General features: G+C 40.6%; 9 protein-coding genes. 5 read left to right on the forward strand and 4 right to left on the reverse strand.

Going from position 1 to position 12272, the window contains the following annotated elements:
* Nucleotides 1-111: 111 nt before the first annotated feature.
* The gene (locus tag ACFVS1_RS10020; protein ID WP_387549281.1) at nucleotides 112-1560 is read left to right on the forward strand and encodes a flavin monoamine oxidase family protein; all 1449 of its coding nucleotides are present in this window, start codon (nucleotides 112-114) and stop codon (nucleotides 1558-1560) included.
* 92 nt (nucleotides 1561-1652) lie between these two features.
* Here the strand turns inward: ACFVS1_RS10020 and ACFVS1_RS10025 are convergent, their stop codons facing one another.
* Genes ACFVS1_RS10025 through ACFVS1_RS10035 form a run of 3 tightly spaced genes read right to left on the reverse strand, consistent with a single transcriptional unit; the run spans nucleotide 1653 to nucleotide 5283 of the window.
* On the reverse strand, nucleotides 1653-2765 hold the full coding sequence (locus ACFVS1_RS10025) for a Ger(x)C family spore germination protein (protein ID WP_387546916.1): 1113 nt from the start codon (nucleotides 2763-2765) through the stop codon (nucleotides 1653-1655).
* The gene (locus tag ACFVS1_RS10030) at nucleotides 2762-3856 is read right to left on the reverse strand and encodes a GerAB/ArcD/ProY family transporter (RefSeq protein ID WP_387546919.1); all 1095 of its coding nucleotides are present in this window, start codon (nucleotides 3854-3856) and stop codon (nucleotides 2762-2764) included. The genes ACFVS1_RS10025 and ACFVS1_RS10030 overlap by 4 nt, the downstream gene beginning before the upstream one ends.
* Entirely contained in the window at nucleotides 3853-5283 is a 1431-nt protein-coding gene (locus ACFVS1_RS10035; protein WP_387546922.1) for a spore germination protein, read from the reverse strand. The genes ACFVS1_RS10030 and ACFVS1_RS10035 overlap by 4 nt, the downstream gene beginning before the upstream one ends.
* A gap of 207 nt (nucleotides 5284-5490) precedes the next feature.
* On the opposite strand from ACFVS1_RS10035, the gene ACFVS1_RS10040 reads away from it, so the two are divergent.
* The 4 genes from ACFVS1_RS10040 (at nucleotide 5491) to ACFVS1_RS10055 (ending at nucleotide 9828) form a co-directional block, all read left to right on the forward strand.
* Nucleotides 5491-7017 (forward strand): spore germination protein, encoded by a 1527-nt coding sequence (locus tag ACFVS1_RS10040; RefSeq protein ID WP_387546925.1) that lies wholly within the window; start codon nucleotides 5491-5493, stop codon nucleotides 7015-7017.
* Nucleotides 7018-7035: 18 nt separating this feature from the next.
* Nucleotides 7036-8127, forward strand: coding sequence for a GerAB/ArcD/ProY family transporter (locus ACFVS1_RS10045; RefSeq protein ID WP_387546928.1), 1092 nt, complete (start codon nucleotides 7036-7038; stop codon nucleotides 8125-8127).
* On the forward strand, nucleotides 8124-9209 hold the full coding sequence (locus ACFVS1_RS10050) for a Ger(x)C family spore germination protein (protein ID WP_387546931.1): 1086 nt from the start codon (nucleotides 8124-8126) through the stop codon (nucleotides 9207-9209). The genes ACFVS1_RS10045 and ACFVS1_RS10050 overlap by 4 nt, the downstream gene beginning before the upstream one ends.
* Before the next feature lie 355 nt (nucleotides 9210-9564).
* Nucleotides 9565-9828 carry a RidA family protein gene (locus ACFVS1_RS10055; protein WP_387546933.1) on the forward strand — a complete coding sequence of 88 codons (264 nt, stop codon included), beginning with the start codon at nucleotides 9565-9567 and terminating at the stop codon, nucleotides 9826-9828.
* A 710-nt stretch (nucleotides 9829-10538) separates the two neighbouring features.
* On the opposite strand, the gene cysI is transcribed toward ACFVS1_RS10055, so the two are convergent.
* Nucleotides 10539-12257: an assimilatory sulfite reductase (NADPH) hemoprotein subunit gene (cysI, locus tag ACFVS1_RS10060; protein WP_387546936.1), complete on the reverse strand. Its 1719-nt coding sequence runs from the start codon at nucleotides 12255-12257 to the stop codon at nucleotides 10539-10541.
* Nucleotides 12258-12272: the final 15 nt, after the last annotated feature.

Consider the following 12272-nt stretch of genomic DNA (forward strand, 5'->3'; position numbering starts at 1 on the left):
ATAAATGGTCACCCAATAGGAATAAGATAGCGTAAATCCCATATAGAAGGTGTAACAAGAGAGGAGAAAAACACTTTGTCCCTTTTCAAAGATCCGCTATCACCCGAGCAAATGCTTGCTGTTATCAGAAATGGCCTTGGGCCTTCTCCAATCCCCAAAAAAATCATTATCATTGGTGCCGGAATGTCTGGGTTGGTTGCAGCATCCCTTTTAAAACAAGCGGGGCACGAGGTTACGATATTGGAAGCAACCGGGAGGGTCGGAGGGCGTGTTTTGACCATACGTGAGCCATTTTCAGAAGGTTCCTACCTTGAAGCCGGTGCCATGCGCATACCGAATTATCATTACTTAGTTGCTGAATACATCAAGAAGTATGGTTTACGAGTCAACACTTTTGTTAATGCGACTCCAAATGATCCCATTTATGCCAACGGAATCAAGACAACCGCTGCCATATATCAACGGAACCCGGATATACTGAGGTACCCTGTAGCTCCCCATGAAAGAGGTAAAACAGCTGAAGAATTACTCAACATGGCAATTAAGCCTGTGACTGACTTCATCCTTCAAAACCCACGTAGAAATTGGGAAATAGTCATCAAAGAGTTTGATAAATACTCCATGAGCTTCTTTTTACAGTACAATCCAGTAGGAATGAGTCTTTCAACAGGGGCAATTGAAAGCATCAAAGTCCTACTAGGATTAGAAGGATTCCCGGAACTTTCTTTTCCTGCCATACTTCGGGAGCTTATGCCACTCTTAAATCCAGACATGGAATTTTTTGCAATCGAAGGAGGAAACGACCTGCTTCCTTATGCTTTTCTACCGGAATTGAAGGATAATCTAAACTTCAGATATGAAGTGACAAAGCTCATCCAACATGATAATCAAGTCACCATCCACTCTAAACATACTCAAAGCCAAAACCCCTTAACGGTTACCTGTGACCTTGCCATCGTGACGATCCCACTTCAATTGTTGCAATTTATGGATATTGAACCCCGGAATTCATTTTCCCATAATAAGTGGAAGGCAATAAGAGAACTCCATTATGCTGCCTCCACGAAAATTGGACTTCAATTTACACATAGGTTTTGGGAAAAGGAAGGTATCTTCGGAGGTAAATTGACGACCGATTTACCCATTAGATTTTCATATTACCCAAGCCGAACGAGCAACCAGAGTGAGTCCGGTCTAATCTTAGCAAGTTATACTTGGGAAGATGACGCCACTTTATGGGATATACTTCCAGAAAATGATCGTATACAACACGCATTGAAAAATTTGGAAGTGATCCATGGGAAACAAGTATATGATCATTTTTTATCAGGAGCTTCCTATAGCTGGACACTTAATCAGTATGCCTACGGCGCTTTCTCCATGTTTAAACCTGGTCAGGAGACGGACTTGTTTCCATACATCCCAACCCCTGAAGGAAGGGTCCACTTCGCTGGTGAGCATACATCAACCGTACCTGCTTGGATTGAAGGAGCCATTCAATCCGGCATCAGGGTTGCACATGAAGTGACGAATCTGCCAAGAACGTTCGGTGAGCCTTGAATCGACCTTTTCTTTGAATAATAAATGATCGATAATTTAAGTCCATTGACAAAAAACCTTCCCGTTTGGAAGGTTTTTCTACTTAGGATCATTCATTTTATCCCTCCTTTTGAACCGAAGTCTACGATCCTTATGTCCACTTCATAATGAATATCAGCTTTACTGAAAACCTCGTCCCATTTCTTCTTATTTTTCTCCCAATACTTTGGATGCTGATTTTGCACATAACGATATAATCCTGCTACCCCTGTTTTATAATCATGCTGTAATTTGTATACGATTTTCTCGACATCTTTCTTCACTTCATCCTCAGCAACACGCTCAACATCTTTTAAATAGCCTTCCTTAAATGAGTTTTCCTTACCATACCAATCTTCCGAAAGTCTTCCTGTGTAACCAACCTGAATATTGATCGTCAAATGATCACCGTTCAATTCCGTCGTGATTTTCCTCCTTATCCTATTGATCACTTCAACACTTAAAGGCTCACCGTGTTGAACGGCTTCGATTATTCCGCCCTTTACCTCTCCGTTTAACCAATTTAATGCAGCTATATCTTCATCATTCATAACCCCGACCAACTTTGAATTGTTGATCACCCCTGCACCCTCCAAAATTAATTTCCCACCCCTAATATCAACGGCCTGAATGGCAAAGCTTCCATCTGACTGCAAATTTGAGGATGCTTTGCCTAGTGTTAAAGGGGGAAGGATCTTATTCGTTCTGTTCTCATTATCTTTCAATCCATAGATTACATTCGAAGGGATCTCCCCATCTTCGGATCGCCCCAAAATATCTTTCGTCGGTCTCTTTGTTAAATAAACATGACAGCTTCTCCTTGTATTATTATCACGTATCGACTGATTAATGATCGCTTCCATCGGGAATTTCTTTAATACATCTTCATTAATAAGGATGATACGCTGATGATTGGTTAAAACCGTATTGGTTATGAGTAACGAATCCCTTATTGCTTCATGCAGCGTTTTGGCACTGACAGAAACATTTTTATATTTTAATTGGGCTTGATTCTCCTGAACACTATTTCCTGGAGGCACCAGAATTTGCTCTGTTAACATGATTTCGTCTTTCTTTTTGCTTTTATCGATTCCCACTCCAACCACAAGCGATAATTCTTCTATATTTACACTGTCCCAACAGCCTGTAAGCAAAGGAATAAGCAAAATCAACCATAATCTTTTCATCCGCTTCTTCTACTCCTTTTCAATTGAACGATTACGAATGTAATAATGGGCAAGCCAATCAATATAACCGGAAATAGATATCCCAGCAAATCGCTCATTTTAAAGATGTCGATTGTATTTTTAGGAATTTTGGCCAGAAAAAAAACGACTGGAACCAGTACAATGAGATTAGTCTTATATGAATTGTTAAAAATTTTCGTCAGTCCTTCTGCTGCGAAGTAATAGTAAATCGCATGTGTTAAAAAAAACTGAAGAATCCAAGTTATTAAGAGAAATAGCTCCATACGTTCCAAAAATATGCCAGTTACTTCATAGGACTGAATAAAAGAAATGGTTGGCCACGTAACTGCTTTGACTTCAGGGACAGTCAGTGTAGCCACTACCAATACGTATGTAATCACATATAAAATCAGCGGTATGAAAAAACCGATTAAAACGCCACTTTTTATTTTGTTTTGATTTTTAACGACACCAAACAAAAAGATGAAAAGCTCTATTCCAAAAAAAGACAAAGTTCCGGATCCCATTCCTTTCATCACAGGAAGAAATCCTTTCGCAAGAACAGGCTGGAGGTTTTTTATCTCGACTACTCTGAGACTGAACAAATAAATGAGCAAGACGATGACTATTGTCAAAGGAAGAAAGAAAACACACGCCTTTGCTATGGCTTTAATTTTTCCTGTCAAAAGATGCACACCCGCTAAAATCATGGTAAGTATCACAATCTCAACCGGGGTGTCCTCCAACAAATAAAACCGGACCATCTCACTCATGGCAAGTACTTCAAAGCTGGCCACGCCTATAAAGTACACGACTACGATCATTCCAATAAGTTTGGAGAGCCACTTTCCATAGGCCTCCTCCATGTATGTATAATAGTTAGCCACCTTATGTTTTTTTAACAGAACAACCAATAAGCATATCAAAAGGGCAATAGCGATCCCATTAAAAATCAAGACGATCCATCCATCGGCCGAATGGATTTTTTCCGTTATCGTCCTAGGAAGGGTCAGCATTCCAATTCCTAGCATGCTGCAAGAAATGATCGCAGCCAATTCGCCACTAAGAATTTTGCCGTCAGCTTGGCTCAAGAAAGTTCCCCCTCTTTTTTCCGCTTCGGTAACCTTAAGAAAGCGTCCTTCCATGTCTTTTTACCGATAAAATCCATTGGTTGAAAATAAGGTTCTTGAAAGCTTGTCAATTTTGATAAATGACTGATAACGATGATAAAGTATAATGTGGTACCGTATAAACCTAAAACGGCGGCAAAAATCATCGCCCCGAACCTTAAAGCCCTAAACGCCAGTCCAAAGCTATATTGTGGTACCGTAAAAGAGGTAATCGTCGTGATCGAAACGATTATGACCATCAGGGAACTAACAATATTCGCTTGAACGGCTGCTTGTCCAATAATGACACCGCCAACCAATCCAACCGTTTGACCAATCGGCGATGGGAGCCGAATACCTGCTTCACGAAGCAGTTCAATCGTCAATTCCATGATGATAGCTTCAACAAACGGTGGAAATGGCACGTTCTCCCTTGTACCCGCGATCGTCATCGCTAATTCTGTCGGCAGCATTCCAGGGTTGAACGATACCAGGGAAATATAAATCCCTGAAAGAAATACAGTAATAAATAAAGAAATGTAGCGAAGTACTCGCAAAAAAGATCCTGCAACCCATCTTTCATAATAATCATCAGGTGACTGAAGCAGCATCGTGATCGTCGTTGGTGCCATCAACGCAAATGGCGATCCGTCAACCATGATGACCACCCTGCCCTCTTGCAGTGCAGCCAATACTTTATCCGGACGCTCCGTATTCTGGATCTGCGGGAAAGGGGTTAACGCTGTATCTTCAATTAATTCCTCAAGCATCCCCGAGTCTTGAAGATCAGTAGCTTTCACTTCATTTATCCGTTTATTCACTTCTTTCAATAAAGAATCGCTCGCTTTTCCTTCATAATAGATCAACGCAACTTCCCGTTTTTCCATCGTCCCGAACTTCTGTTGTTGGACGATAAGGTTGGGATGATTTGAATATTGCCTTATCAAGCCGATATTTTCCTGGAGACTTTCGATAAACCCTAGCTTCGGTCCACGGACAACCCTCTCTGTCGAAGGCTCACCAAACGTTCGGTTTTTTTCCTTTTCCAGGTTCAAGACATAACCATTTGCCATTCCCTCTATAAATAAAAGCGTTTTCCCATCAAAAATATGTTCTATGGCTGTTTCATAGGTTTCAACATCCTGTTCCCTGACTGAACAGATTTTGGAAACGACCAGCTGCTCGATTGAAACCGGATGTCTGGATTCAACCTGGGCAGCCGATAAATCTAGGACTATATCATTGAATGCAGGATAATCCATCGTACCATTGACAAATACAAATAATCCCGAAACTTCATAACCGGGAATGAATATCTGTTTAAAAACTACATCAGCCTGCATATTCAATTCAGATTTCAAATTTTCCTGTTTTTGATCCAATTTTATATGCAAGGGTTTACTTTTCATGGAGAACTCCTTTGGTTATGGGGCTTTATTGTTCAGTTTCCTCTATTTTCATTTTTTTATGCGAACAGGATATGGGACAGCCTTTTAAACCAAGGATTTTTATATGAAATTCCACTATGAAGTGAGCAACATTAGCATCCAAAATGGTTAATTTGTAATTAAATTGCAAATGCTAGGGTAATAAGTTTTAGTGCAGAGGTGACAACATTGTTTAACCGCAGAACATTCAAAAAAAAGCCAAATCAACCAAACGAAAAAAATGATGAATTAAATACGGTTTCGGAAGTAAAGGATCTATTCAATACCCTATCTTCATCCACTGATTTCATTAACCATCAAGGAACATATAATGGCATAGGCTATTGGGTCTCTTTTTATCGCTCTTTGATCGATGCACAGGTACTTCATGAAAGTGTTCTTTCTGTCATACCTACTCTGGAAATGATAAATCTGGAGCAAATAAAAGAAAACGTTCCTATTGAAAATACACTGATAACCAGTACCAAAGTTGTGATTGAAGAAAGAATCATGAGAGGCGAAATCGCACTTCGTTTAGATGGAAATCTTGATGAATGCCTATTAATCAATGTTGCGGCCCAACAAGGAAGACAAGTTGAGAAACCTGAACTTGAATTTGGAATCATAAGTGCTCAAGAAGGATTTGTCGAGGATCTTGATATCAATCTGAATTTAGTCAGAAAAAGACTTCCTGTCCCCGGATTGCAAGTAAGTGAAATGACTGTGGGATACTTGTCTAAAACGAAAGTGGCAGTTTTATCGATAGAAGGAATCGTTGATCAGGAAAATGTTGATAATGTTATCCAAAGGATCATGGACATAGAGTTTGATGAAATATTGGACGGGTCCTATCTCGCACAAATGCTATATGATAATTCAAATACCTTGTTTCCCCTTTTTCTAAATACGGAAAGGCCTGATCGCATCGCAAGTGCATTGGCTGAAGGTAAAGTGGCCCTGTTAATCGATAGGTCGTCTTCTGCACTTATTACTCCAACCATTTTCTTGGAATACTTTATCACGATGGAAGATTATAATATGCCGTGGATTTCGGCATCTGCTTTCCGTTTATTAAGGATCTTCGCGGTCGCTTTTTCCATATTTGCCACTCCCATTTATGTAGCCGTGCTGACCTATCATTATGAACTGATTCCTAAAGATCTATTGGAAACGATCGTCACTTCAAGGAACTTAATACCTTTTCAGCCATTGATCGAAGCATTATTCCTGGAGATTTCCATTGAGTTATTACGGGAAGCGGCTGCCAGGCTGCCAACAAAGGTAGGTCAGACATTAGGTATCGTCGGCGGTATCGTTATCGGTCAAGCAGCCGTTGTAGCTGGTTTGACCAGTAATATCTTATTGATCATCGTTGCCCTCTCGGCATTGGCATCATTTGTTACTCCCATTTATAAAATGGGGAATGCCATTCGGCTGCTGCGGTTCCCCTTCTTAATCGGGGCCCAAATTTGGGGGCTGCTGGGCATTACCATAGCAGCCGTGTTTTTGATGACCCACCTTATCAAATTAACGTCAATGGGTCACCCTTACCTCGAACCGATATACCCATTTCGCATGCAAGATTGGAAAGACAGCTTTGTCCGGCTTCCTTTTAATCTTTTCAAGTCACGGCCTGTAAATTTACGTCCTGATGATATATCCAGACAGCCACATCCAAAAAAAGCAAGAATCAAGAAAAATGATTTTAATGAATGATCTAAATGAGGGTCCTATATGAACCAAGCTGGAGTTAATGAAAAGTATAAAGTATCACCGTTCTATGTATTTTTTTTAGTGCATTCCATGCAAACAGGAGTAGGCGTTTTGAGTTTTCAAAGAGTTTTAGCGAAGTCAACGGGAACGGATGGCTGGATTTCGATACTGCTTGCGGGCCTGATCGTTCATATAATGATTTGGGTCATCTATAAAATCTTCAGTTTCGTTCCTGGTGATATCATTTCTGCCAATAATCAAGCATTCGGAAAATGGATGGGGAATTTCTTCAGTCTATTATTCATTCTTTACTTTTTGATCATTGGGATGACTGTCATGATTAGCTATATAAACGTCATACATGTATGGATGTTTGAAGAGGTACCATCTTGGGCGTTTTCAGTGGTCTTCCTGGTTTTGATTTATTATATTCATACGGGAGGATTCCGAACAATTACAGGTATTGCCTTTTTAAGCGTCATTTTGACATACTGGCTTTTATTTGTCCTATTCTATGCCATGAAATATTCTGAATTCACCAATTTGCTTCCTGTTTTCCACCACACTCTAATGGATATACTGAAAGGAACCAGAAGCACTTCATCAACGATGCTGGGTTTTGAAGTGATCCTGCTATATTACCCGTTCATTAAAGATGCTAAAACTTCACAAAAATATGCTCATGGTGGGGCCTTAGCGACAACCTTAATGACAGTATTCATTTATTTGGTTTCACTTGTTTTTTATTCACACAAACAGTTGGAACTGACTATATGGCCGACACTGTCACTGACCAGCATTGTCGAATTGCCCTTTATCCAGCGATTTGAATACATAGATGTTTCTTGGTGGGCCATCGTTATCATACCTAACATGACCATCGCCTTGTGGGCAGCAAGCCGAGCCTTCAAACGCTTATTCTATGTTCAGCAAAAGTATCCATTATGGGGGATGTTGATTATTATCCTGATTATCAATATATTTGTTTTTGATGTCGATTCCCTATATATCTTGAATAAGATAATCGATCCATACGGCGTGCTCTTCCTTGTTTTATACTTGCCTTTTCTTTTGGTCATCATCTATATAAAGAAAATGAGGAAACGTATATGAGAAAATTATTTCTTGTTATCTTGGCTTTTCCCCTCCTTTGCAGCTGCGCCCAGCCAAGGGTGGTTGATGAAGTCAATATGTCCCAGGCCATTGGCTACGATATACTGAAGAATGATCATGTCGAAGGATTGTTCGTCATCCCCATCTTCCAACAGGACAAAATGGGCAAATATCAAATTTTAACTGGAACATCGACGACAACGAGTGATGTCCAGGCTGTCGTTTCTAAAAAAGCGGATAAGCCGGTATTGCTTGGACAGACACGCATCATTTTATTTAGCGAGAAAATGGTACGTGAAATCGGAATAACAGAACTGACCGATTATCTCTACCGTGAGCCACAACTTGGAAACAGGGTTATTTTGACCATCGTTGAAGGAAAGGTCAAGAATGTCATCAATACGAAACCACCAAATACGAATGTGAATATTGGAATCTATTTATCAGATTTAATCAATCAACAAAATGAAACAGGCAACGGACCGGATACTAACCTCCATCTTTTTTTAGGAAACGCCCTAGAAACTGGCGGCGATTCGTATCTTCCTTTATTTAAATTGATTAATAATGAAGTTGCGGTTTCTGGAGTGGCTCTTTTTCATGAAAATAAGATGGTCTCGAAAGTCCGAACAGGTGATATGTTCATTTTTAAGACATTAGTTCAACATCATAGGCGGGGAATATACAAATTCAAATTAAATGATAAGAAAGAAAGCGATATCGTAGTGGAAAGTATCCGAAGCGGTTCAAGTTTTGAAGTATCCGACTCAGAGAAAAATCCATCGATCACGATTAAGATCAACATCAAAGGACAAATCAAAGAATCCATGCGAAGTGAAAACCTAACCAATAGAAAGATGATAAAAAAAATTGAAAAGGAAATGGAAGCTGATTTAACCAAGCAAGCAAACCGTCTTATGAAAGATTTCCAGAAAAAATCACTTGATCCGATAGGCCTGAAGGAAAAATATCACACCAAAAATAAAAAAATGACCTATGAACAATGGAAAAAGATTTATCCGGTGATGGACATTAATATAGAAACTAAAGTTAACATCATCCAAACCGGGGTTTCCGAATAATACATTCTCGATAGGCCATTTAGAACTCTTCATATGATTGCTAAAACTACTTCATATTAAAGTGCTGGTGAACAGCTCGATTATTTAACTGGATGGCTGACAGTTGTTTTGAAACAGCAAGAATGGTGGTTAGCCGGATTCATGAAGAATTTTTAAAAGAAGGTAAAGTCCCTTCTAAAGCAGGACTAATGAAACAGATTCATCTACCTATCGTTGTTACATAAATAACAGGAGCTGACTTTATGAAAACATCTATGAAACCGATTATCGTGCCTCAGTATTAGTTATAAGTTTAATCGCAGGATTCTCTTTTGCTTCCGCAGAAAACGAACAAGATGAATGGAAATCAGATAAGGTGACCTTCTTTGGGTCTCCCACTTCTGCGATTTCCAGTTCAGTTGCTGTACCTCAAAGTTATAATCGGATATTGTTTAGCGGAACAGTTGCTCCTCTTTTAAACAAGGATGGAAAAACCACTTATGAGAGATATGGCACTACAGAAAAGCAGGCAATCGGAATTCTAGCGAAATTAAAAGCAGATTTGAAAACAAAAGGGCTATCCCTCGCTGATGTAACCTATCTGCGTGTGTATATCGCGCCAGATCAAAGCAAAGGGTGATGCACCAGACTATCAAGGCTGGTTCGATGCCTATGCTCTGTTCTTTAATACGAAAGAAAATCCAGTGAAAACAGCTCGTTCAACAGTAGGTGTTGAAAGTCTGGTTTCGCCGGATTTTCTCATTGAGGAAGAAGCAGAAGTAGCCTATAAAAATAATAGCAAAACAAATAAATAGACAATAGGTGTATATGGTTATGATTGAAAATACCGGTGTTCCAGGCACACCGGAAAACCTTTGAATGCCAAAGAGACAGGAAGTTATTCCTGTCTCACAGACTGTACAATTTGAACGTTGTTGGGAACGTAGGGCAACTCGCTTTCCGCGGGCCGTCCGGGAGCCTCCTCGGCGCCCTTGCGCTGCGGAGGCTCCCCTGACTCGCTTATCCCGCAGGAGTCCCGTACCTTCCGTTCCAATCAACTTTGTTTACACACAGATAGAACCACTTCACCTACAAATTTTCCTGTTATAAAAGTTCCAGCTGATTTCAGAAATTCGCTCCCATTCTGCCGACTGTCTGCCAAGCCTTATCAAAGCAAGCGTCTGTGAGTTCTCGGCTAGCTAGTTTTTCGTCAGGAGTGTCGCATATTTCTTTAATTTAGAGAGGGTTTCCATCATACATTCAAACAAAAAATCATGCATGAAAATCAAGTTTTCTTTTATATTCGGGGTGAAAGCATTCCGAACTTCTATTGTATCTCGTTTGTTTTAATCAATCATGAAAATTCGTTCCATCCGTCACTTCTTTGACAATGCCTGCATTGATGACGAAGTCGCCGAAATGCTCTCCTTGCTGACGTTCTTTTGCATACCGGGAAAGAAGTACACGCAGCTCTTTTAATATCTCTTCTTCACCGATGTTTTCACGGTACATTTTACTTAACCGGCTTCCGTCGAATGCCGCACCGAGATACATATTATATTTGCCAGGTGCCTTACCGATAAAACCAATTTCCCCGAGTGCATGCCGGGCACATCCATTCGGACAACCGGTCATGCGAATCGTGATTTCTTCGTTCCTCAGGCCGTTTTCATCAACGATTGTCTCGATTTTATCAAGCAGAACCGGCAAATAACGCTCTGCTTCGGCCATTGCCAACCCGCATGTTGGAAGCGCCACACATGCAATCGAGCTGCGTCGGAGCGCCGAATGATGCGCACCATCCGTCAAACCGTATGTTTCAAGCAATTCTATGATCCTTTTCTTATTCTGGCTTGACACATCTGCAATGATAAGGTTTTGATTGGCCGTCAAACGGAAATCACCCGTATGGATCTTTGCGATTTCGCGCAAACCGGTCATCAGCTTGTAATCATTGATATCGGCAATTCGGCCACCCTCGACAAATAGTGTAAAATGCCATTTTCCTTGCATCCCTTTTACCCATCCATAGCGGTCACCATTATTGTCAAAATGATAAGTTCTCTTTTCCTCCAGCTTCCAGCCTAAACGATTTTCCAGTTCAGCCTTTACCGCTTCGAGCCCAAGCCGGTCTACCGTATACTTGAACCGAGCATTTTTCCTTACGGATCGGTTCCCGTAATCTCGCTGAATCGTAATGATTTTTTCAGCCACATCCAGTATTTTGTCTGGCTGGCAAAAGCCGATTACCCTTGCTAGTTGGGGATATGTCGCCTTGTCACCGTGGGTCATTCCCATTCCGCCGCCGATTGCCACATTAAAACCGACAAGTTTACCATTTTCAACAATGGCTATGAAGCCAAGATCCTGGGAGTAAACATCAATGTCATTGGATGGAGGTACGGCTATGCCTATTTTAAACTTCCTTGGCAAATAAAGCTTTCCGTACATTGGTTCGACTTCCTCCACTTCAGGAGTACCAACCACTTTTTCTTCATCCAGCCAGATTTCATGGTACGCCCTTGTACGCGGCAATAGATAATCACTCAATTTTTTCGACCATTCATATACTTCGGAATGGATATCGGATTGAAATGGAATCGAATTGCACATTACGTTCCGGTTTACATCTCCGCATGCAGCGATTGTATCCAGCATGGAAGCATGGATTTCCTGAATGGTTTTTTTCATATTCCATTTTAAAATACCATGCATTTGAAACGTCTGTCTTGTTGTCAATTTCAAAGTTCCGTTACCGTATTTCTGAGCGAGGTCATCCATAACAAGCCATTGAGAAGGCTGTGCTACCCCGCCGGCCATGCGGACACGCAACATAAACTGATAGGCAGGCTCCAGTTTTTGTTTTTGACGCTCATTACGCAGATCCCGGTCATCCTGCAAATAGCTGCCGTGATGTTTCATTAATCGATTGTCATCATCCGGAATACCGGCGCTGATGCGATCCTGCATCACTTTTCCAAGTGTACCTCGCAAATAATCGCTTTTTTCTTTAATTTGCTCAACATCACTTGGCGGGCCTTCTGGTGCTTTTAATAGTGTTTTTACCATGTTGTTATCTCCTTT

The organism is Peribacillus sp. NPDC058075, assembly GCF_042885195.1.
Taxonomy (GTDB): domain Bacteria; phylum Bacillota; class Bacilli; order Bacillales; family DSM-1321; genus Peribacillus.

Bases quoted from the DNA above. Each gene is read 5' to 3' on its own strand.
- ACFVS1_RS10050 (WP_387546931.1), top strand. From the start codon at position 8,124: ATGAGAAAATTATTTCTTGTTATCTTGGCTTTTCCCCTCCTTTGCAGC.
- ACFVS1_RS10020 (WP_387549281.1), top strand. From the start codon at position 112: ATGCTTGCTGTTATCAGAAATGGCCTTGGGCCTTCTCCAATCCCCAAA.
- ACFVS1_RS10045 (WP_387546928.1), top strand. From the start codon at position 7,036: ATGAACCAAGCTGGAGTTAATGAAAAGTATAAAGTATCACCGTTCTAT.
- cysI (WP_387546936.1), bottom strand. From the start codon at position 12,257: ATGGTAAAAACACTATTAAAAGCACCAGAAGGCCCGCCAAGTGATGTT.
- ACFVS1_RS10035 (WP_387546922.1), bottom strand. From the start codon at position 5,283: ATGAAAAGTAAACCCTTGCATATAAAATTGGATCAAAAACAGGAAAAT.
- ACFVS1_RS10025 (WP_387546916.1), bottom strand. From the start codon at position 2,765: ATGAAAAGATTATGGTTGATTTTGCTTATTCCTTTGCTTACAGGCTGT.